The organism is Paenarthrobacter sp. NPDC058040 (assembly GCF_042885775.1).
Classification (GTDB): Bacteria; Actinomycetota; Actinomycetes; order Actinomycetales; family Micrococcaceae; genus Arthrobacter.
Genome location: NZ_JBHVRN010000010.1, coordinates 176,164 through 196,313, shown reverse-complemented (window position 1 = coordinate 196,313; position 20,150 = coordinate 176,164). Strand labels below are relative to the sequence as shown.

Here is a 20,150-nt window from a genome sequence, read left to right as displayed (position 1 = left end):
CCTCCACCACCCACTTTGAGGCCGCTAGCCGGAGACACGCCGCATAACAGGGCCAGTCAAGCCCCGCAACAACCCAAAGTGGGTCGTAGCGGCACGCACGGAGGCCAACAAAAAAGCAGGCGCCCAACCCCGGAGGGCCAGACGCCTGCCTCAGCGCAGAAAAGAGTTAGCTGCTCCGGTCCACCACGGCGTGGGCGAAGTTGGTCAAGGAGGCCTTCACAACACCCTCGGGCAGCGGGGCCAAGGCGGCGACGGCTTCCGCGGACCACTCGCGGGCGATCTTCCAGGATTCAGCGGTGACGGGGTGTTCGCGCAGGCCGGCCACGGCTTCAGCCAAGGCGGCGTCGGAGGAGAGGTCCCCGTCCACCAGCTCCAGCAACGAAGCAGCCGAAGCATCCCCGGCAGCAGCGTCACGGCGGAGCAACAGCACAGGGAGGGTGGGCACGCCTTCGCGCAGGTCCGTGCCTGGGGACTTGCCGGACTTGACCTTCACACCAGTGACATCGATGACGTCGTCGGCCAACTGGAATGCCACGCCGACCTTTTCGCCGTATTCCACCAGGACGTCCTCAAAGGCCTCATCGGCTCCGGCGAAGATCGCGCCGAGCTGGCCGGATGCTGCAACCAAAGAGCCGGTCTTGTCGGCAATGACGGACAAGTAGTGGTCCACGGCGTCTTCGTCTTCGCGGGGACCCACGGTTTCGTGGAGCTGGCCCAGGCACAAGCGCTCGAAGGTGCGGGCCTGGATCCCCAGTGCCCGCGAACCCAGCTCGGAGACCAGGATGGAGGCACGGGCAAAGATCAAGTCACCCGTCAGGATGGCCACGGAGTTGCCCCACACTTCGTGGGCCGTCGGAGCTCCGCGGCGGAAGGGCGCGGAGTCCATGACGTCGTCGTGGTAAAGCGTTGCGAGGTGGGTCAGCTCAACAACAACGGCTGCCTGGACAACCTCGGGACGCGAGGCATCACCGAGGTGCGCACACAGCAGGGTAAGCAGAGGACGGATTCGCTTGCCACCGGCTTCCACCAGGTGACGCGACGTTGCGTCAGCCAGCGGGTCCGAGTTGGAGATGGCTTCGCGAAGCTTCTTCTCCACGCGGGCAAGGTTGGTGGTGATGGCAGGACCGAGTTCGGCGTCGCCTGCGATGGCGGCAAAACCGGCGGGCAGCTGGAGCCCCGTTGCGATCGCGGTGGTGTTGGGAGCGGGCTCGTTGGAGTCCGGCAGGCCGTGCCCGGCGTGGGTCCAGCTGTGTTCGGCAGAGTTCGTCACGGGTTAACCCTAACTAGTTGGTGCGGAAACCGCGGTGTCGGACTCCGCCGCCGTCAAAGACCGGGCAGAGGAAGTATTCGATGTCGGGGGTACGAGCATTTCGAGGACCCGGATCACCCGGTCTTCGAAGCCCTTCGCGGACGAGTCCGTGAGGTTGGCCAGCAGGCGGACCACAAAGCGCATCAGCACCGGAATGGGCATGCCGGTACGGAGGGCCAGCTTCATGACGGCGGGCTTCCCGATCAAGAAAGCAAACGCCCGTCCGAGCGTGAAATGCGAACCCCACTGGTCCTGCACATAGTCCGCGTACCGCGAAAGGTGGGCATCGGCGTCGTCGGCGGTCCAACCTGCGGAAACGGAGCGCGCAGAGCAATCAACAATGAACTCGGCCGCGAACCGTGCCGACTCCATGGCGTAGGAAATGCCCTCGCCGTTGAACGGGGACACCATGCCGCCGGCGTCGCCCAGCAGGAGCAGCCCGGGCGAGTAATGCGGCGTGCGGTTGAAGCCCATGGGCAGCGCGGCACCGCGGATCTCCCCCACCTGGTTCTCCGGCGTGAAGCCCCACTCGGAGGGCATGCCGGCAGTCCATTCGCGCAGCACCTGCTTGTAGTCGAGCTTGCCGAATTCCTTGGAGGAGTTCAGGATGCCGAGGCCCACGTTGGACGTGCCGTCGCCCACTCCGAACACCCAACCGTAGCCGGGCAGCGGCTTGCCGGATTTGCCGGGGAGTTCCAGCCAGCCTTCCATCCAGTCGTCCTCGTGCCGCGGCGACGTGAAGTAGGTACGCACGGCGACGCCCAGCGGCCGGTCGTCGCGCTTGTGCATTCCCAGCGACACTGCGGTTCGCGTGGAATTGCCGTCCGCCGCGAGTACGACGTCGGCATGGAAGTCGCGCGTTTCGCCCGTCTTGCGTCCGGACTCGTCAAGGATGGAAGCCCGGGCGCCGATGACGCGGCCATCCTCGGACGTCAGCGCGGACGTGACACTGTGGCGTTCAAGCACGACGGCGCCCGCGGACTCCGCGTGCCGGGCCAGCGACTCGTCGAAGCCGAGCCGGGTGCGGATGAGCCCGTACGTGGGAAAGTCGGAGACCTCCGGCCACGGCAGTTCGATGGTGCGCCCACCGGCAATCAGGCGGAGCCCTTTGTTCCGGCGCCAGCCCTCGGCCTCGGCATGCGGCAGCCCAAGCTTCTGGATTTCGCGGACGGCCCGCGGGGTCAGCCCATCGCCGCAGACTTTTTCCCGCGGGAAGGAAGTCTTTTCCAAGACTGTGACGTCGATGCCGGCCTGGGCAAGGTAATACGCAGCGGTGGACCCAGCCGGGCCCGCGCCAACTATCAGTACTTTCACGGTGTCCTAAGTCAGCCTGACTGTGCGCCCGTCCGGCGCGGTTTGATTTGGCGGCGCAGCTTGGCCACGGGAACACTTTCGCGGTGTTCGGCGGGCTTCTGCGCACGGTGGACTGCAACGATGCCGCCGCTGAGGTTGCGGTAGGTGATGTCCGTCCAACCGGCGTCGGCGAGCCACTGCGCCAAGTGGTCCTGGTCCGGCCAGGCACGGATCGACTCGGCGAGGTAGACGTAGGCGTCCGGGTTGGAGGAGACCTTGGTGGCGATGGCAGGGAGGGCCCGCATCAGGTATTCGGTGTACATGGTGCGCCACAGCGGAACCACGGGCTGGGAGAACTCAGCGATGACCAGGCGGCCGCCCGGCTTGGTGACGCGGAGCATCTCCTCGAGGGCCTTGCGGGGCTCAACCACATTGCGCAGGCCGAAGGAGATGGTCGAAGCGTCGAAGCTGTTGTCCGCGAACGGCAGGTTGGTGGCGTCACCGGCAATGAAGTCGATGTCGGGACGGCGGCGCTTGCCAACTTTGAGCATCCCCAGGGAGAAGTCGCAGGCCACAACATCCACGCCGGCATCGGCATACGGTTCGCTGGAAGTGCCCGTTCCGGCAGCGAGGTCCAGGACGCGTTGACCGGCCTTGACGTCCATGGCATCCACGACGATCCGGCGCCACCGCCGGGTCTGACCCATCGAGAGGACGTCGTTGACGACGTCGTATTTCGGGGCGACATCGTCAAACATCGTCGCAACTTCGTCCGGACGCTTTTCCAAGGATGCTCGGTTCACCCTGCAATTGTCTCAGACAAACAGCCAAGTTTGCTGCGCTGTAGAAGAAGGAGCGGGTTCTGCTGGCACCCGGGAGTACTGTAGTTCCATCATGACCAGCACGCTCCGCACTTTGACAGTCCCCCTCGATGTTGATTCATCCTCCGGGGGGCTGCCGTCATTTCTGGTGCGGGACGACGTCCTTTGCTGGTCCCGCCGCGAAGCAGGCCTGGTGGGTTACGGCGAGCTGACCCGCTTCAACGCCACCGGCCCGGAGCGGTTCCTTGAGGCCGACATCTGGTGGCGGCACCTCATTCTTGAGGCGGAAATCACGGACCACGTGGAGTTGCCCGGCACCGGTCCGGTGGCCTTCGGCTCCTTTGCTTTCTCCAAAACATCCCCGCACGTTTCGCGGCTCATCCTGCCCGAGCTCGTGGTCGGCATCCGTGACGGCCGCGCCTGGGCAACCCAGTTGACGTTCGACGGCGGCCCACTCACCGAAGCGGGCGTCCTCGCCGCCGTCGAGCGCTGGCTTTCCGGCACCAACGGCGATGATTCCGCGGCAGGAGCTTCCGACGTCGGGCCCTCACCTGAAATTGCCGCGCTCAACGGTTCGCGTGGTTCGCTGGGCCGCGGCTCACTGACGGAGGCGGCATGGATGGAGGCCGTCACCAACGGCGTGGAGGAAATCCGCGCCGGCAAGCTGGAGAAGCTCGTACTGGCGCGCGACGTCGTCGCAAACCTCCCAGCGGGCGTCAACGCCGCGGAGGTACTTCGCCAGCTCGCGGCCAGGTACCGGGAGTGCTGGACCTACGGTGTGGACGGATTGGTGGGAGCCACTCCGGAGATGCTCATCCAGGTCGAGGGCCGGACCGCCCAGGCCCGGGTGCTGGCGGGCACGTTGGACCGCCGGGACGCAGAGGGCGTTGAGGGCTCTCCCATGGAATACGCCGAACGGGTGCTTGCGGGATCCGAGAAGCAGCGCCACGAGCACGAGATCGCGATCGACTCGCTCACGCGCCAACTGGCCCCGTTTTCCGAGGCGATGAATTCGCACAGCGAACCGTTCATCCTCGAACTGCCGAATGTGTGGCACCTGGCCTCGGACGTTAAAGCGGAGTTGGCCGACATCGAGGGGCACGTGCCTACGTGTTTGGCCCTGATCAATGCCCTGCACCCTACGGCTGCCGTGTGCGGGACGCCAACGTTGGTGGCCGGCGCCCTGATCCGGAAGCTGGAACATCTGGACCGCGGACCCTATGCCGGACCGGTCGGCTGGTTGGACGCCGCGGGCAACGGTGAGTGGGGCATCGCCCTGCGCGGAGCCGTGATCGAAGACGCCAACACAGTTCGCCTGTATGCGGGCTGTGGCATTGTTGAGGGCTCCCAGCCCGAGGCTGAATTGGCCGAGACGTGGGCCAAATTCCGGCCAATGCTCGAAGCCTTGGGAATCCGCCGCTGAATCTGGGATTCCAGACTGGGACTCGCTGCGCCCCCTTGCATATTCGCTAGACTGGTTATCCAATAGTGAAACTTAGTTTCCTGTGATGCACATCTCATGATCGGTACTACACTAAAGACCGACTCAGTCCAGCATCCACTGCAACAAAAGGTAAAAATATGCAGATCTCCCGTTCAGTTCTGTCCGGCACCAAGATGGCCGCCGTGCTCGCAGCAGGAGCTTTGGCCCTGACCGCGTGCGGTGGTTCCTCGACGCCGGCCGCCTCAGGTTCAGGCCCCCAGCTCATCAACGCCGGCAAGCTGACCGTTTGCTCGGACATCCCCTACGAGCCCTTCGAGTTCCAGAAGGACGGCAAGAACGTCGGCTTCGACATGGACATTGCCGCCGAAGTAGCCAAGGACCTCAAGGCCGAACTCAACGTTGTGGACAGCTCGTTCGAGGCAATCGAAACCGGCACCGCCCTCACCGGCTGCGACGTTTCCATCTCCTCCATCTCCATCACGGATGTCCGCAAGAACGTCATGGACTTCTCCAACCCGTACATGGATGACGACCTGACCCTGGTTGCCTCCTCGGCTTCAGGCATCAGCAACCTCGACGGTGCCAAGGGCAAGAAGGTGGGCGTGCAGCAGGCCACCACCGGCGCACAGTATGCCAAGGACAAGGGAATCGACGCCCAGCAGTTCGAGGACTCCGGCCTCCTGGTCCAGGCCCTCAAGGCCGGCACCATCGACGCCGCCGTCGGCAACCAGTCCGTGCTGGGCTACGCCATCAAGGATGACTCCAAGATCAAGCGCATCGAGGACTACGCAACCGGCGAGAAGCTGGGTATTGCCATCAAGAAGGGCAACACCGCCATGTCCGACTCGGTGAACGCCACCCTGAAGCGCCTCACCGACGACGGAACGCTCGCAAAGTTCAAGACCACCTGGTTCGGCGAAGCCGCAAAGTAAGGCAACCGGCTCCCGATATCCACGCAAGCGGGGCCCCGTAACTCTCTGTTGAAACAGTCGGTTCGGGGCCTCGCCTGCGCAACATGAATGTGAGAACACCATGGCAATGACTGCACGTCAACGAGCCAAAGTCAGTCTTTACGTCCAGGCCGGAATCTTCGTCGTGGCTGTGGCCGCGGTGATCATTGCCGTGGACTGGAAGACCATTGGCAACAGCGTCTTCAACTTCGCCAAGATCGGCCCCATGTTCCCGGGCATCTTCCTGGTGGGCCTCAAGAACACCCTCATCTACACGGCGCTGGCGTTCGTGGTGGGCCTTTCCGGCGGTCTGTTGCTGGCCCTGATGAAGCTCTCCTCGTTCCCCCTGTACCGCTGGATCGCCACCGGCTACATCGAGTTCTTCCGCGGCGTCCCTGCCCTGCTGGTCTTCATCGCCTTCGGCTATGGCGTTCCCCTGGCCTTCGGAGTGCAGTGGGACGTCAACGTGGTTGTCATGGTTTCCCTGGGCATTGTCGCTTCCGCGTACATCGCTGAAACACTCCGCGCCGGCCTGCAGGCCGTTCCCAAGGGCCAGATGGAAGCCGCCCGGTCCCTGGGCATGCCGCACTGGCGGGCCATGGTCTCGATCGTGATCCCCCAGGCCTTCAAGATCGTCCTTCCCCCGCTGACCAACGAGATCATCCTGCTGACCAAGGACTCGTCCCTGATCTACGTCCTGGGCCTCACGGCGTCCCAGTACGAGCTCACCAAGTTTGGGCGCGACGGCATTTCCAGCCTCGGCGCGGGACTGACGCCGCTGCTCGTGGCCGGCGCCTTCTACCTGGTGATCACCATCCCGTTGAGCCTCCTGGCCCGGAAGTTCGAAAGCCGCTCCGCGCGGACCAAGCGATAGGACGGACAGTCATGACCAACTCCGCAACAGTCCGCGCTGCGGGCGTGGACATCAAGGACCTCCGCAAGTCCTACGGCAGCAATGAGGTCCTGAAGGGCATCTCGTTGTCGGTTGAACCCGGCCAAGTGGTCTGCCTCATCGGCCCCTCCGGTTCGGGCAAGTCCACGCTCCTGCGCTGCGTGAATCTGCTTGAACAACCCAACGCAGGCACCATCAACGTAGGCAAGTTCGAGGCCACCGACCCCGACGTGGACCTCAACCGGATGCGCCGAAGCGTGGGAATGGTGTTCCAGCACTTCAACCTGTTCCCGCACTTGAGCGTCCTGGACAACTGCACCATCTCGCAGGTCAAGGTCCTCAAGCGCTCCAAGTCGGAGGCTGCCGACGTGGCACGCCGCAACCTGGAACGCGTAGGCCTTGGCCACCTCGCCGAGCGCTTCCCGGACCAGCTCTCCGGTGGCCAGCAGCAGCGCGTCGCGATCGCCCGCGCGTTGTCCATGGATCCGCAGCTGATGCTCTTCGACGAGCCCACGTCCGCTTTGGACCCCGAAACCGTCGGTGACGTGCTGGCCGTCATGCGCAAGCTCGCCCAGGAGGGCATGACCATGCTCGTGGTCACGCACGAGATGGGCTTCGCGCGCGAAGTCGCAGACCGCGTGGTGTTCATGGACGGCGGCGTGGTGGTGGAGGAAGGCGTGGCCGAACAGGTCATCAGCGCACCCACGCAGCCGCGAACCAAGGAATTCCTGCGCCGCGTCCTGGACCCGACGCACATCGACGTCGTGGAGGACTAGCCTCCGCCATGGCGCACGAGAGGGCGGTACCCGGATCCGGGTGCCGCCCTCTCCCCCGACGCTCTCTCACATAACGGCACCTTCCCGGCAACGCTCGCTCACATAACGCCGCTTCCCGGCAACGCTCGCTCAGCCGGCCGTCAGGACCTGGCCCACGGCCGCCGAGATCGCCTCCTTGATGCGGGCATGAAGTCCACGCAAACCTGCCCTGTCCACCCGCACTTCCACGATGGTGCGTCCCTTCAGCGGTGCCGTCAGCGCTTGGGCGAGTTCCGCCGTCGTACTTACCGCTTGGTGCCCGACGCCGTAAGCCGCCGCGAGTGCCGAAAGGTCCACTGAGTGCGGGGTACCAAAGAGGCGTTCGACGGCGGTGCCGTAGGCCCCCGAGTCTTCGACCCCGCCGTGTTCCAGCAGGCCGAAGATGGCCCCACCGGCATCGTTCAGGACGACAATACGCAGGTCCGGAGTCGGCTCGCCGCGGCCGAGGAGGAGTCCGCCGACGTCGTGCAGGAACGTGACGTCCCCCAGAAGGACCGTGGTTTCGCGACCGCTGCCCAAGGCAATTCCCGTGGCTGTGGCAAGCGTGCCGTCGATGCCGGCCAGGCCCCGGTTGGCGTAAACGGTGGCAACGGGGTCGGGTTGCGGTTGTCCCGCAAGGTCCACGTCCCGGATGCCGTTGGATGAACCGAGCACCAGCTTCCCGCGCGAGTGTGCCCAGACCGTTGCACCTACCGATGGGCCGGTGGCGGCGGGTTCCTCGTTGACTACGGAGTCGAGCGCGTGCTGGGCCGCCGCGCCTGCCAGGAGCCACGAGTCCAGCCACTCGTCCGAACCCCGGCCCGCGAACTCCGCCAGCTCGGGCAGGGTCTCCACCGGGGTTTCCCGTCGACGGCCTTCCTCGTACCAGGCCACCGGAACCGGCTGGTAGATGACGGACTCGATTGACTTCCGCGCCAGGAGTGCCGAGACCGGGCGGGACAATGTTGGGCGCCCGAACAAAACCACCCGCTCAATGGGAGCGGGCGAATCGGGGCCAAAGTGTTCCAACAGGAGCCTGTACGGTCCGATCGCGTTGGGTCCGAACCGGGCGTTCGATGAGGGCTCCGCGAGCAACGGCAAGCCGTGGGCGCGGGCGAACGCCTCAGCCACTCCACCCGCATCGTGGCCGGCGAGGACCACGCTGCGTCGCGCGGGCAGCTCAGCGGATGCTGCCGGGAGATCGAGTGCCTGTGGCCCGGCGTCGTAATGGAACAGGCCGTGGCCGGTCGCCGGCGGAAGTGCGTCGCCGGGTTCCGGAACCAGCGGATCCCGGAAGGCGAGGTTCACCTGGACCGGGCCGGGCGGGGTGTCCTCCAGGGCACCGGTGGCAGCGTAAAGCGCGGTGGCTACGGCACGCTGGGGGCTGTCACCTGCCGCGACGTCGACGGCGAAACGCACGTGCTCGCCGAACAAATCCAGTTGGAGCGTGGTCTGGTTGGCTCCGGTACCGTGCAGTTCCTCCGGCCGGTCAGCCGAAACAACGATTAGCGGAACCGCGGCGTGGTTGGCTTCCATCACGGCCGGCAGCAGGTTCCCGACGGCGGTCCCGGACGTAGTGACGACGGCGGCAGGCGCTTCGGTTGCGAGGGCCAGGCCCAAGGCCGTGAATCCGGCATCGCGCTCGTCGATCCGGACATGGAGTACCACCCTGCCCGCAGCCTCTGCTTCGGCGAGGGCGTAGGCCATGGGTGCCGACCGCGAACCGGGTGCAACCACCACGTGCCGAACACCGCCGTCGAGCAGGGCGGATACCGCGACGCGGGCGGCGCCAATGGATGTCAGAGAGTCCTGGGAAGTCACCGTCCCAGTCTATTGGCGCCCACCCCCGACGCTCTCTCACCAAACAGCCCCTTCCCGCGGACGCTCTCTCACCCAACACCCGGTTTGGTCGGGCAAGTGAGAGAGCGTCCGCCTGGAAGGGGCGTTTATGTGAGAGAGCGTCCGGGGTGGAACGTGAGAGAGGGCTACTTGCGGAACACCTGGACGATGGCCGGACGCGGAGCGCGGACATCGCCGGCTGCCGGGGCGGATCCGGCACCAACGTAGTCCGGGAAGTACGAATGCGGTGCCTCGAACGTGCCTTCCTCGCCCGGGTGCTGGACGGCGACGAAGACCGTACGTTCTTCGTCGTGGATGATCGGGCCACATGTCTCGGCGTCGCGTGGGACGGCCAGGAACTGCTCCACCTTTCCGCGTTCCGGGCCCTCAAGGGTGACCTTGAAGAGACCGTCGTTGTAGCCGATGGTGGACGGAGCGCCGTCGGTGGAGATCCAGAGGTTGCCCACGGAGTCGAAGGCCACGTTGTCGGGGCAGGAAATCGGCGACACCTTGTCTGCCGGGAAACCGGAGAAGTACGTGGAGGCATTCTTGGCGGGGTCCCCTGCCACCAGCAGCAGCGTCCAGTTGAACTTGGTACCGGTCTGGCCCGGCGCCTCGGTGATCTCCACAATGTGACCGTCGCGGTTCAGCGTACGGGGGTTGACCTCCGTGGCGCCTTCCTTGCCGGCCTTGCCGCGGTCCGAGTTGTTGGTGCATGCCACGTAGACCTTGCCGGTGAGCAGGTTCGGCTGAACGTCTTCGCAACGGTCCATCTTGGTAGGGCCAACCTTGTCGGCTGCCAAGCGGGTGTAGACCAGGACCTCGGCCACGGACATACCCGGGACGGCGGATTGGCCGTTGACCACCAAGGGCAGCCACTCACCGGAACCGTCGAACGCACGATCGGAAGGGAGCTTGCCTGTGCCATCGATCTCGGCGGCCGGGGAATCGCCGGTGAAGCGTGCAACGTACAGGTCGCCTTCAGAAAGAAGGTTCATGTTATTGCGGCGGGCATCCTTCGAGTCGCCGGCCTGGTACTTGCCCTTGGAGACAAACTTGTAAAGGTAGTCGAAGCGCTCGTCGTCGCCCATATAAGCCACAACGTGGCCGTCGGGAGCGACAATCACATTCGCGCCCTCGTGCTTGAAGCGGCCCATGGCGGAGTGCTTCTTCGGGGTGGACGTGGGGTCGAACGGGTCTACCTCGACAATCCAGCCGAACCGGTTGGACTCGTTGGCGTAGCCGGAGTTGCGGGTATCGAAGCGGAGTTCGTCGAGCTCCCACTGGCGGGTGTTTGCCTTGGCGGAGAGGCCGTAGCGCTTGTCGCCGTCGCTGGTGCCCGGAGCGGCAAAGTAACCGTTGAAGTTCTCTTCGCCGGAAAGAATGGTGCCCCAAGGGGTGGTGCCGCCCGAGCAGTTGCCCAGGGTTCCCTTGATCCACCGGCCGGCAGGGTCATCGATGGTCTTGACCAGGTTGGTGCCGGCTGCCGGACCGGTCAGCTCGTAGACGGTGTTGGTCAGGAAACGACGGTTCAGGGGTGCACCCTGGACGTAGCTCCATGGCTTGTTCTTGTTCTTGCGCTCGAGTTCAACAACGGCCAGACCATGTGCGGCACGACCAATGGCTCGCGCTTCAGCGGGATCGAAACCGACCGGCAGCATGATGTTCTCGTTGGTGTACTCGTGGTTGGTGAACAGCAGCGCGCGGCGATCCTTCGAGTCCGGGATGGGCAGGATGTCCGTGTAGTCGTTGTTGTAACCGAACTGGCGGGCCTGGGCTGCGGCGCTTTGGTTGTTCAGGTCGAAGGCCGGCGAGTCAGCGAACAGCGGATCGCCCCAGCGGATGATCGGGTTCCAGTCGAAGCCTTCGGGGACGGTGAACGCGTCAACGGCGGAGTCGACGGGCTTGATGGCGGTGAACTTCAGCTTGGACTTGTCGTAACCCGCCTTCGCGGCATCGGACAGGCCGTTGCCGGAGTCGGCGACAGCGGAGTCAGCACCGGTCAAAGCGCCACCGAACACGACGGCGAGCGCACCTGCGGCGCCCAGGCCCAGGGCGGCGCGGCGGGACATGGCTGCGGAAGCAATGTCCCGGAAGTAGCCGTTGGAGCTAGTGTTGCAGACGTCGCCGGCGCAGGCATTGTCGCACTTGAGCGCACAAGTGACCGCGCTGCGCTTGCCTTTGGTGTGGCCAAGCATGGGGAGCAGCGGGAACGTGCGTCCGGTGGTTTCAGACATGGGGGACCTTCCAGAGTGTGTACGAGGTTCCCGCTGAGCTTGTCAGCGCAATCCGAAGCCGAGAGGACGCTCTGGTTAAGGCTCGGTGAACAAACCCTGCCCGGAGGCCGCCAGGACGGCGTGAACCCGGCCCAGCCGTTCAAGCCACCAGTCCCGGCGGTCGGCGGGAGCCGCGTACCGCTCAAGCAGCCCCGGATCGGCGACGGCCTCGCGAAGCCGGATGGCGCCGTCGTCCGCGACCAACGGGTCCAGCGTGATGTCGGCAGCGAAAAGCGAGACGGTACCGAGACCGCACGCATAAGGCAGCGAGGGCAGCGCGGCAGCCAGCGCCAGTCCGCCGCGGATTCCCACGGACGTGTCCAACGCCGAACTGACGACGGCGGGTAGCCCGGCTTGGGCGACGAGGTCCAACGCACGCGCGACTCCCCCAAGGGGCGCCACCTTCACAACCAGGAGATCAGCCGCCCCGGCACGTGCCACCCGAAGGGGATCATCCTCCTTCCGGACGCTCTCATCGGCGGCAATAAGAACGGGAGTTCCGGCAGCCGCCAGCAGACGACGGACCTCCGCCAGTCCGTCAATGCCGGCCACAGGTTGCTCGGCGTACTCAAGGCCCACCTCAGAGAGCCTGCCAAGCGCCTCCACGGCCTGCCCTATGTCCCAGCCTCCGTTGGCGTCCACCCTGATGGCTGCGTCCGGCAGGGCCTCGCGGACGGCGGCGACGCGGGCCACGTCATCGGACAATTCCTGGCCCCGCTCAGCAACTTTGATCTTGACCGCATCAACGCGCCCAAACCGCGCGAGCACATCGGGAACCCGATCAGCAGCTACGGCAGGGACGGTGGCGTTCACGGGAATGCTGTCGCGGAGCGGAGCCGGGAATCCCTTCCAGCCCGCTTCCAAAGTGGCAGCCAACCAACGGGACGATTCGTCGTCGTCGTATTCCGGAAACGGACAGAACTCTCCCCACCCAAGTGGACCCTTCAACAAGAGCGTTTCGCGCTGCATGATGCCGCGGAATTTGACGCGCATGGGCAAGGAAACGACGTAGGCAGAGTCCTGAAGTTCTTCAAGCGAAGGGAGCATAGTGCCACTGTACCGGCGGCATTTCGGGCTTCGGTCGAGCCAATTGCGCTATGTGGATATCTACTCCACCCAGAACTTCCGGACCGTGCTGGCTGCTTCCGGAAACCGCTCCACGGGCAGCGGGATGGAACTCTCCTGCATCCCCAGGCCTTCCCACCTGGCCACCAGCACGGCCTCTCCGCCCTGCGGCAACGGCCACAACCAGTACCGCGAACTGCCCTGCAGATATTCGTCGTTCCCGCCGGAGCCGCCACCACCCAGGGGCGTCAGGACCGGACCCGTGACGTCGTCGTCCAATCCAGGCTCCACCACTCCCGCGAAGGCCTTCCGGCCATTCGGATAACCCACGCCAACCAACAGTCCGTCCAACCCCTGTTGGAGGGGACCACGGGGCGTGAGCGCTTTGTCCATGGCATCCCGCCACTCGTTGGCTGTTTGGTCTCCCCGCCTGACTGCCCACACCACGTCCAGGACACAACCGGTGGAGTACACGTCAACGGATTTCAGCGCCAACGCCATGCGATCGCTGCTGTAGACAAATCCACTGACCGGGACCACTCCGGGGAGTTCATCCGTGGGCGGTCCCACCCAGGCGGGCGGAATGGGTTGCGTATGTCGTGGACGTTCTGGCGGCACAGGAAGGTCCTCGAAGAAGGTCATGAACCATGCTTACACCGACTTCCGGCTGATGGGGAGGACCGTATGCAAAGAGAGAGGACACAACCGCGATATCCTCTGAACGACACTCACATCAGGGGGACCCATGACTCAGGGATTCAGCGGCTCAACCACACCTCCGGGCTGGTACCCGGACCCCTCATTCCCGCAGCAGATGCGCTGGTGGGACGGCGTTCAGTGGACACCGCACGTTGCCCCGGCGATCCCGCAGCACATGCCAATCCAACGCGCCCTCATCAGCGCCCAAACCCCGGTGTACAACCCCTTCATTTGGGCGATCGTGCTCATCCCCCTGGTCTCCATCCTTCTGCTTCTCACCTGGCAGCCGGAATTCAGGCTCATCACCACCAGGCAGGGCACCACCACCCTGGACCCCACGTCGATCTATTCCAGTGGCGTGTTCCTGCTCCAGATCTCAAGTTTCCTGCTCTGGGCGTTGACCATACTGTTCGCCTACCTCGACCACCAACGGCTCGCCCGCTCTGGAGTAATCCGTCCGTTCCACTGGGCCTGGTGCTTCCTGAGCCCTACCGTCTATGTCATTGGCCGGACCGTGATTGTCCGCAAGGTTGCCCCGGACCGCGGGCTCGCCCCCATCTGGGGCATGATTGGCACGTTCGTGGTTGCGTTGGTAGTGATGGGCATCTGGATGACGAACCTCTTCAACCAGATCTACTCGCACATCGGATACTCGATCAACGCCTAAGGTGACTCGATGACTGACGCTTCGTCACCCGGCCAACCGCCGGAACCAAGCACGACGGCGGCACCCGGCTGGTACCCGGACCCTGCGGATCCAATGGGCTACGGTTCGTAGCCCCTTCCCGGCGTCGCCACGGTCCGGCCCGCAGCCATTCCTCACACGCGTTAGGTAGACTGCACACCAACGCATGATTGGAAGGACCACCATGAACCGCAAGGCCACCGCACTGGATGTCGCAAAACGGGCAGGGGTCTCCCGAAGCGCGGTTTCACTGGTCCTCAACGGCCGTGGCGATGGCAACGTGGCCAAGGAAAGCCAGGACCGCATCCGCTTGGCCGCACGGGAGCTGAACTACTCCCCCAACGCCATTGCTCTCAGCCTTCGAAACCAGCGCTCCCGCGTTATCGGAATCGTGTCCGACGAGGTAGTGGTCAGCCCCTTCGACGGCAACATCATCGGCGGCGCGGACGATGTAGCGCGCAGCCATGGCTTCGTCACCGTCGTTATGGATACCGAGCGCGACGCCGCCCGGGACGCGAGCGCCATCGAAACACTCTTGGACCGCCAAGTGGACGGGCTCATGTACGTCACGGTGGGCCTGAAGCCCTTGGATGTTCCGCCGGGCATGCAGCGGGTCCCATCAGTCCTTGCCAACTGCTACGACAGCCGGACCGAGCCGCAGATCCACCATGTGATCCCGGATGAGGTCACGGGCGGACGCGAAGCCACCGAGCACCTGATGCAGTTTGGCCACCGCGATATTGCCTTGCTTGCCGGCGCCGAGGAGGATCCGGCAGCTCCCCTCCGTGTCCAGGGTTACCGCGACGCTTTTGCCGCTGCGAACGTCAACGCCAGGGAACCCCGGATCATCCATGCCGGCTGGGACATCAACGACGGCTTCAACTGGGCCATGCGCCTCCTGGACGGTGTCTCCCCTGCGGAGCGCCCCACGGCCATCATGTGCGCCAACGACCGCCTGGCCATCGGCGTGGCCCTCGCCGCTGCCCGCCTGGGACTGAGCATCCCCCGGGACCTTTCAGTCATGGGCTACGACGACGAGCACCGCATCGCCAGCACCATGGTTCCGGCCCTCACCACCATGGCCCTCCCCTTGCGCGAAATCGGCCGCGCGGCCATGACTGCACTGTTGGGCACCATTGAGGGCACCGAAAGCACGACGGCGGCACCCACCTTGGAGACGATGGTCCCCTGCCGCTTGGTCTTGCGTGAGTCGACAGGCCCAGCACCGCGCTAACCCCCACGCGCTTTACCCAACTGGGTCGCATTAGTGCGCGTTTAGAGGGCTCAAAACGCGCACTAATGCGACCCAGTTGGGTTCTTACGGGGCCCACAACGGGAGGGCTTACTGCGGGAGGGCCAGCTCCCAGATGTCGGCGGTCGCTCCCGAGGGCAACACCAAACTAAACGACTCACCGGCCGCCGGGTACGCACGGAGGGTCGTAGCCACGGAGCCCGAGCGGTATACCTCGACGAGTGAGGCATCCACGAAGATCCGGAGCTCCTCCCCCACAGCAACGGCGCCGGAGTAGACCACTTGTTCTTCGGAGCCGGACCCCAACACCAAGGACACAGGGCCTGAACCAGTGACAAGCACCTCTGCAAACCCTGGAACAGCCACGGTCCCAGCAGCGGCGGAAGCAACCAAAGCCCCACGGTACAAAGAAACTTCAGGCGCGGGAGCAACCACCAACGCCCCGTCAACCACGGACAATTCCCGAGGATGCGTCAATACACCCGACCACCCGGCGTCGTCGATTTCTTCCTGGGTGCGGCCGCGACGGCCGTCACGGCCGGGACCTTCGTTGGCCCAGCCCCACAACAAGGCAGAGGGCGCAGCAGACGAAGAAGAAAGCTGGACCATCTGCGGCGCATAGAAGTCGCGGCCCAGATCGGATTTTCCTCCCGATTCGGGCGTGAACACCGGCAACCCAGTCTCGGGATCCGAGGCCAAAGACCCGATAAGGTGTCCCACGCCGTTCGCGTGCTCGTGGTCGTCGCCGGAGAGCCACAGCGAGAACATCATGACCCAGGACGAGCCCGAAGAGGAAGGCACCTCCACCAACTGAGGGCACTCCCAGATCTCGGCCGGCGTAAAGGCAGCGGCCACGGGATCGGCACTGGTCAGCCAAATCCCTTGGTAGGTCCAATCGTCCATGGAATCCACGGAGTAGAGCAGCAGTGCCGCGCGTCCGTCGGCCAACCCTGCCCCCTGCATGGCGTAACGGACCCCGTTGAAACGGAAGATGAACGGATCACGGACGGCGGTGACCAAGGGATCGGTGGGCATGGACGCTGCCACGTGGCCGTCCTGCTTCCAGGAGACCAGGTCCGAGGAACCGCGGGCAATCACCACCTGGGAGTGTCCGCCATGGTCCTGCACGCCGGAGTAGGCCGCGGTCGGCACGCCGTCATCAAGTGTCACCGCACCTGTCCAGCACCCCGCGGAGTCCGGCCCACCAGGCTGGGGAGCAAGAGCCACAGGGTGTTCCTCCCAGTGCACCAGATCGGCAGAGCTCACGTGACCCCAGTGGATCTGGCTGTGCCTCGCCGACGACGGGTTGTACTGGAAGAAGACGTGGTACCGGCCGTCGATGTAGCTGACGCCGTTGGGGTCGTTGATCCAGCCCTGCGCCGGGCGTGGGTGGAACCGCGGGAAGGCCGGGTCAGGGTGCGTCGCGGCGAGAGCAAGGGAAGATACTGCAAGGTCCGTCATTGGAACCCCTTTCAAGGTAAGAAGATTATTTGCCCGTGCCGGCGGTGAGTCCATCCTGCAAGGCACGCTGGCCGAACATGAACACAATCAGCGCGGGAATCATGGAGAGGACAACTCCGGCCAGCACCACGGAGATGCTTCCGGTGCCGAGGTTGCCCTGGAGCGAGACCAGGCCCAGGGGAAGTGTGAAGTTCTGCTCCGAGATGGTCATGATGAGTGGCCTGAAGAACTCGTTCCAGTGGAAGTTGAACGCCAGGATGCCCACGATCGCGAGGCCGGGCATCGCCAGCGGCGCATACACGGAGCGGAAGGTCCGCCACGGCGAGGCGCCGTCGATCGCAGCCGCTTCAGCGAGCTCACCCGGCAACCCCATGAAGTACTGGCGCATCAGGAAGGTGCCGAACGCCGTCGGAATGGCCGGAAGGATCAGTGCGAGCAGCGTGTCCGAAAGCCCAACGCCACGGATCAGCATGAACACGGGAACGATCGTCACCTGCGCCGGCACCATCATGGTGGCCAGCACTATGGAGAACAGGGCACCCCTCCCCCTAAAGCGAAGGTGCGCGAAGGCGTACCCGGCGAGCGCGGCGGTGATCATCTGGCCCACGGCGATCAGGCCGGTGACCAGTGCGCTGTTCAGGACCAGGCCAAGGATGTTGAGCTGCTTGAACACTTGGCCGTAGGAGGTGAAGTCCGGGTTCAGCGGAAGAAACGATGGCGGCAGTTTGAAGGATTCCGACGGCGGTCGCAGCGAAGTGGACAGCGTCCAGAGAACGGGGCCCAGGACCAAGACGGCGGCAATCAGCAGAGCGACGACGCGCAACGCTACGGACCAGTCCCGCTTCTTCCGCATGGTTACGGGTGCCGTGGTTTGGGCACGTTCGGTAATGGTGGTCATGGCGGGCCTTACTGGTAGAAGACGAATCGTTTGCTGAGCCGGAATTGCAGGGCTGTGATGCCCATGATGATGAGCGTCAGGATCACGCCGATCGCGGAGGCCTGGCCGAATTCGAGGCGCTGGAAGGCCGACTCGAAGATCACCATGACGGCGGTTCTGGTCGAGTCGCCGGGGCCGCCGCGGGTGAGCACGTAGGGCTGGTCGAACACTTGGAGTGCGTTGATGATCGCCATGACAGAGGCCACCAGCGTGGTGGGGCTCAGGAGTGGCAGGGTGACGTACCAGTGCTTGCGCCAGCCGGTTGCGCCGTCGATCGATGCGGCTTCGTAGGTCTCCACCGGGATGGATGCGAGGCCTCCGATGAATAGGAGGAACGAGAACCCGAAGTTCTGCCACACGTACACAAGAATCACGACGGCGGCAGACCCGGTTGGCGTCGTCAGCCACGGTACCGCTGGGATGCCGACCAGGGACAGCAGCCAGTTCACCACGCCGAACTGCTCGTTGAAGAGGTAGCGCATGAAGATGGATACCGACGCCGCGGACAGGATCAGCGGGAAGAAGAACGCTGAGCGGAAGAACACCCTGAGCCACGAAGGCAGCTTCTCCTGCACCATGATCGCGAGGCCCAGCGCCAACCCGAGCTGCAGGGCCACGGCCACAATGACGAACACGATGGTGTTCAGGAAGGACACCCGGACGGTGGGGTCCTGGACCACTTCGGCGAAGTTGTCGAAGCCTACGAACGTCGGAGCCGAGATGATGTCCCAGCGGAAGAACGCGAGGGCCACGGACGCGACGATGGGCAACAGAGTAAAGATGCCCATGCCCACGATGGTCGGGGCGAGGAAGGCCCATGGGAGCCAACGCTGTTGAACCCGTCCGCGTTTGGACGCCGGACCGCCCTTATGGGACGGAGCGCGGCCGGTGCCCACTTTGGTAGGGGTCACGGTGCTCATGGCTGCCTCCTCAAGGCCAGTTCGAGGTCACGCTGCATGGAGGCGAGCGCCTCTTTGAGTTGGCGTTCGTCGCCGCTGACGGCGAGGGAAACGTTTTTCATGAGGGCGGTTTCGACGGCGGCCTGCTGGGGAGGTGCCGGAATCGGCCCAGTGGTGGGGAACCTGTCCAGGGTGTCGTAGAAGACCTTCCAGTGGCGGGGACCCGTGCCGGCGTAGAGCTGTTCGTTGACCATGGACCGGCGTGCCGGGGTGGTGTTCGGCGTCGGGAAGACGATCCGCATGGCCTCAAGGCTGGAGCTGAACTTCACCCATTCCCAGGCGGCGTCCTTGTCCTTGGCGGTCTTCATGATCGCGTACCCGGCCGTGCCGAACTGGTGGCGCTGGGTCCGCCACTTGGGGAAGAACTGGACGTCGAATCCGTCTTCGGTCATCCCCGCCTCGTGGAGGCCTTGCACCCAATAGCCGCCTGCCGGCGTCGTACCTATCCGGTTGGAGGCGAAGAGGCCGATCAGCGAGCTGCCGCCGCCTTCCTCGGGGCGGACGCCGAGTCCGTCCTTGACGAGTCCGCGGAGGTAGTCGAAGGATTCGAAGACCCGGGGATGGTCGGCGTTGGGCTCCAGCCACTGGTAGCCGCCGGAGCGGAGGCCGCGCGAGGGGTCGTTGCCGTAGAAGCCGTCCCACAACCATTCGCCGCCGCCGGATTTGGTTTCCTTGAGGAAGCTGGTGTCGTTGGCATAGAGCCAGGGCACCACTCCACCGAAGAGGCGGTTGGTCCAGTAGTACGGGGTGAAGTCCTTGGGGTTCGCCTTCTTCATTGCGGCGAGGGTGCTGCGGAAGTCGGTGTGCGTCCAGTTGTCGGCGGGCCGTTCCAGGCCTGCCTGCTGGAGTGCAGTGGCGTTGTAATACATGTTCGCCGCGTTCCAGTCGATGGGGAGCTGGAACAGGCTGCCCTTGTACATGAAGGCTTCCACCAGGCTCGGGTGGACGTCCGCGAAGTACTCCTTCATGTGCTCGGCGTCGCGGCGGAGGTACTCGTCCAGCGGGTGGGCGAGCTTCTCGGCGAAGAGCTGTGCGCCCTCGGTGGCCACGTAGACGACGTCCGGCGGCGTACCTGCCGCAACCATGGTGAGGATCTTGGTGAAGAAGTCTTTCCAGTCCACGGCTTGGATGGCCTGGACCTTGACCTTGATCTCGGGGTGGACCTTGGCGAAGGCGTCGATGACCTTCTGGCGGGCTGCGGCGTCTGCGGCGGTGCCCATGATGGCGATGCTGAGGCTGTTGTCTCCCCGGCCTGGAATGTCCGCTCCGGTCAGTCGCGGCCACGACGCCGCAGTCGCTCCGACAATCCCAGCACCGAGGGCTGTGAGGGCGGTTCTGCGTGTGAATTGACGCAAAGCCCCGTTGGTTCCCGGCATTCTAGATTTCCTTCCTAACACGTGTTAGGAACACTAGACCTGTCACCTAACACGTGTCAAGCGTCACAGGGATGTTGCGTGGATCTCACTTTTGCGGT

17 protein-coding genes are annotated in these 20,150 nt (G+C 64.6%); 6 read left to right on the top strand and 11 right to left on the bottom strand.

Going from position 1 to position 20,150, the window contains the following annotated elements; genetic code table 11:
* Positions 1 to 166: 166 nt before the first annotated feature.
* From ACFVSJ_RS15840 to ACFVSJ_RS15830, 3 genes are read right to left on the bottom strand one after another with little or no spacing between them, the layout of a single operon-like run.
* Positions 167 to 1,270: a polyprenyl synthetase family protein gene (locus ACFVSJ_RS15840; RefSeq protein ID WP_387437857.1), complete on the bottom strand. Its 1,104-nt coding sequence runs from the start codon at positions 1,268 to 1,270 to the stop codon at positions 167 to 169.
* A 9-nt stretch (positions 1,271 to 1,279) separates the two neighbouring features.
* Complete coding sequence (locus ACFVSJ_RS15835; RefSeq protein WP_387437856.1) at positions 1,280 to 2,623, bottom strand: geranylgeranyl reductase family protein; 1,344 nt, start codon at positions 2,621 to 2,623, stop codon at positions 1,280 to 1,282.
* 11 nt (positions 2,624 to 2,634) lie between these two features.
* Positions 2,635 to 3,405, bottom strand: a complete 771-nt coding sequence (locus ACFVSJ_RS15830) for a demethylmenaquinone methyltransferase (protein ID WP_387437855.1) — start codon at positions 3,403 to 3,405, stop codon at positions 2,635 to 2,637.
* Positions 3,406 to 3,496: 91 nt separating this feature from the next.
* On the opposite strand from ACFVSJ_RS15830, the gene ACFVSJ_RS15825 reads away from it, so the two are divergent.
* The 4 genes from ACFVSJ_RS15825 to ACFVSJ_RS15810 all read left to right on the top strand — a co-directional run bounded on the left by ACFVSJ_RS15825 (position 3,497) and on the right by ACFVSJ_RS15810 (position 7,485).
* Positions 3,497 to 4,846, top strand: a complete 1,350-nt coding sequence (locus ACFVSJ_RS15825; protein ID WP_387437853.1) for an isochorismate synthase MenF — start codon at positions 3,497 to 3,499, stop codon at positions 4,844 to 4,846.
* Positions 4,847 to 5,004: 158 nt separating this feature from the next.
* On the top strand, positions 5,005 to 5,799 hold the full coding sequence (locus ACFVSJ_RS15820; protein ID WP_387437851.1) for an ABC transporter substrate-binding protein: 795 nt from the start codon (positions 5,005 to 5,007) through the stop codon (positions 5,797 to 5,799).
* Between the two features lie 100 nt (positions 5,800 to 5,899).
* Positions 5,900 to 6,691: an amino acid ABC transporter permease gene (locus ACFVSJ_RS15815; protein WP_387437850.1), complete on the top strand. Its 792-nt coding sequence runs from the start codon at positions 5,900 to 5,902 to the stop codon at positions 6,689 to 6,691.
* An 11-nt stretch (positions 6,692 to 6,702) separates the two neighbouring features.
* Entirely contained in the window at positions 6,703 to 7,485 is a 783-nt protein-coding gene (locus ACFVSJ_RS15810) for an amino acid ABC transporter ATP-binding protein (protein WP_387437849.1), read from the top strand.
* A gap of 129 nt (positions 7,486 to 7,614) precedes the next feature.
* Here the strand turns inward: ACFVSJ_RS15810 and menD are convergent, their stop codons facing one another.
* The 4 genes from menD to ACFVSJ_RS15790 form a co-directional block, all read right to left on the bottom strand.
* Positions 7,615 to 9,324, bottom strand: a complete 1,710-nt coding sequence (gene menD / locus ACFVSJ_RS15805) for a 2-succinyl-5-enolpyruvyl-6-hydroxy-3-cyclohexene-1-carboxylic-acid synthase (RefSeq protein ID WP_387437848.1) — start codon at positions 9,322 to 9,324, stop codon at positions 7,615 to 7,617.
* A 164-nt stretch (positions 9,325 to 9,488) separates the two neighbouring features.
* The gene (locus ACFVSJ_RS15800; RefSeq protein ID WP_387437847.1) at positions 9,489 to 11,579 is read right to left on the bottom strand and encodes a PhoX family protein; all 2,091 of its coding nucleotides are present in this window, start codon (positions 11,577 to 11,579) and stop codon (positions 9,489 to 9,491) included.
* Positions 11,580 to 11,654: 75 nt separating this feature from the next.
* Positions 11,655 to 12,665 (bottom strand): o-succinylbenzoate synthase, encoded by a 1,011-nt coding sequence (locus tag ACFVSJ_RS15795; RefSeq protein ID WP_387437846.1) that lies wholly within the window; start codon positions 12,663 to 12,665, stop codon positions 11,655 to 11,657.
* Positions 12,666 to 12,725: 60 nt separating this feature from the next.
* Positions 12,726 to 13,325 (bottom strand): hypothetical protein, encoded by a 600-nt coding sequence (locus ACFVSJ_RS15790; RefSeq protein WP_387437845.1) that lies wholly within the window; start codon positions 13,323 to 13,325, stop codon positions 12,726 to 12,728.
* 103 nt (positions 13,326 to 13,428) lie between these two features.
* On the opposite strand from ACFVSJ_RS15790, the gene ACFVSJ_RS15785 reads away from it, so the two are divergent.
* Positions 13,429 to 14,049, top strand: a complete 621-nt coding sequence (locus tag ACFVSJ_RS15785; protein ID WP_387437844.1) for a DUF2510 domain-containing protein — start codon at positions 13,429 to 13,431, stop codon at positions 14,047 to 14,049.
* A 202-nt stretch (positions 14,050 to 14,251) separates the two neighbouring features.
* Complete coding sequence (locus ACFVSJ_RS15780; RefSeq protein WP_387437842.1) at positions 14,252 to 15,301, top strand: LacI family DNA-binding transcriptional regulator; 1,050 nt, start codon at positions 14,252 to 14,254, stop codon at positions 15,299 to 15,301.
* A gap of 108 nt (positions 15,302 to 15,409) precedes the next feature.
* Here ACFVSJ_RS15780 and ACFVSJ_RS15775 read toward each other — a convergent pair whose 3' ends face one another.
* Genes ACFVSJ_RS15775 through ACFVSJ_RS15760 form a run of 4 tightly spaced genes read right to left on the bottom strand, consistent with a single transcriptional unit; the run spans position 15,410 to position 20,052 of the window.
* Positions 15,410 to 16,780, bottom strand: a complete 1,371-nt coding sequence (locus tag ACFVSJ_RS15775; protein WP_387437841.1) for a glycoside hydrolase family 32 protein — start codon at positions 16,778 to 16,780, stop codon at positions 15,410 to 15,412.
* A 25-nt stretch (positions 16,781 to 16,805) separates the two neighbouring features.
* Positions 16,806 to 17,678 carry a carbohydrate ABC transporter permease gene (locus tag ACFVSJ_RS15770; protein WP_387437840.1) on the bottom strand — a complete coding sequence of 291 codons (873 nt, stop codon included), beginning with the start codon at positions 17,676 to 17,678 and terminating at the stop codon, positions 16,806 to 16,808.
* Between the two features lie 8 nt (positions 17,679 to 17,686).
* A complete protein-coding gene (locus tag ACFVSJ_RS15765) occupies positions 17,687 to 18,637 on the bottom strand; it encodes a carbohydrate ABC transporter permease (RefSeq protein ID WP_387437839.1) in 951 nt (316 codons plus the stop codon).
* Positions 18,634 to 20,052, bottom strand: a complete 1,419-nt coding sequence (locus tag ACFVSJ_RS15760; protein WP_387437838.1) for an extracellular solute-binding protein — start codon at positions 20,050 to 20,052, stop codon at positions 18,634 to 18,636. Before ACFVSJ_RS15760 ends, ACFVSJ_RS15765 begins: the two co-directional genes overlap by 4 nt.
* Positions 20,053 to 20,150: the final 98 nt, after the last annotated feature.

Bases quoted from the DNA above. Each gene is read 5' to 3' on its own strand.
- ACFVSJ_RS15775 (WP_387437841.1), bottom strand. From the start codon at position 16,780: ATGACGGACCTTGCAGTATCTTCCCTTGCTCTCGCCGCGACGCACCCT.
- ACFVSJ_RS15760 (WP_387437838.1), bottom strand. From the start codon at position 20,052: ATGCCGGGAACCAACGGGGCTTTGCGTCAATTCACACGCAGAACCGCC.
- ACFVSJ_RS15795 (WP_387437846.1), bottom strand. From the start codon at position 12,665: ATGCTCCCTTCGCTTGAAGAACTTCAGGACTCTGCCTACGTCGTTTCC.
- ACFVSJ_RS15815 (WP_387437850.1), top strand. From the start codon at position 5,900: ATGGCAATGACTGCACGTCAACGAGCCAAAGTCAGTCTTTACGTCCAG.
- ACFVSJ_RS15770 (WP_387437840.1), bottom strand. From the start codon at position 17,678: ATGACCACCATTACCGAACGTGCCCAAACCACGGCACCCGTAACCATG.
- ACFVSJ_RS15780 (WP_387437842.1), top strand. From the start codon at position 14,252: ATGAACCGCAAGGCCACCGCACTGGATGTCGCAAAACGGGCAGGGGTC.
- ACFVSJ_RS15790 (WP_387437845.1), bottom strand. From the start codon at position 13,325: ATGACCTTCTTCGAGGACCTTCCTGTGCCGCCAGAACGTCCACGACAT.
- ACFVSJ_RS15785 (WP_387437844.1), top strand. From the start codon at position 13,429: ATGACTCAGGGATTCAGCGGCTCAACCACACCTCCGGGCTGGTACCCG.
- ACFVSJ_RS15825 (WP_387437853.1), top strand. From the start codon at position 3,497: ATGACCAGCACGCTCCGCACTTTGACAGTCCCCCTCGATGTTGATTCA.
- ACFVSJ_RS15810 (WP_387437849.1), top strand. From the start codon at position 6,703: ATGACCAACTCCGCAACAGTCCGCGCTGCGGGCGTGGACATCAAGGAC.
- ACFVSJ_RS15820 (WP_387437851.1), top strand. From the start codon at position 5,005: ATGCAGATCTCCCGTTCAGTTCTGTCCGGCACCAAGATGGCCGCCGTG.
- ACFVSJ_RS15800 (WP_387437847.1), bottom strand. From the start codon at position 11,579: ATGTCTGAAACCACCGGACGCACGTTCCCGCTGCTCCCCATGCTTGGC.
- ACFVSJ_RS15765 (WP_387437839.1), bottom strand. From the start codon at position 18,637: ATGAGCACCGTGACCCCTACCAAAGTGGGCACCGGCCGCGCTCCGTCC.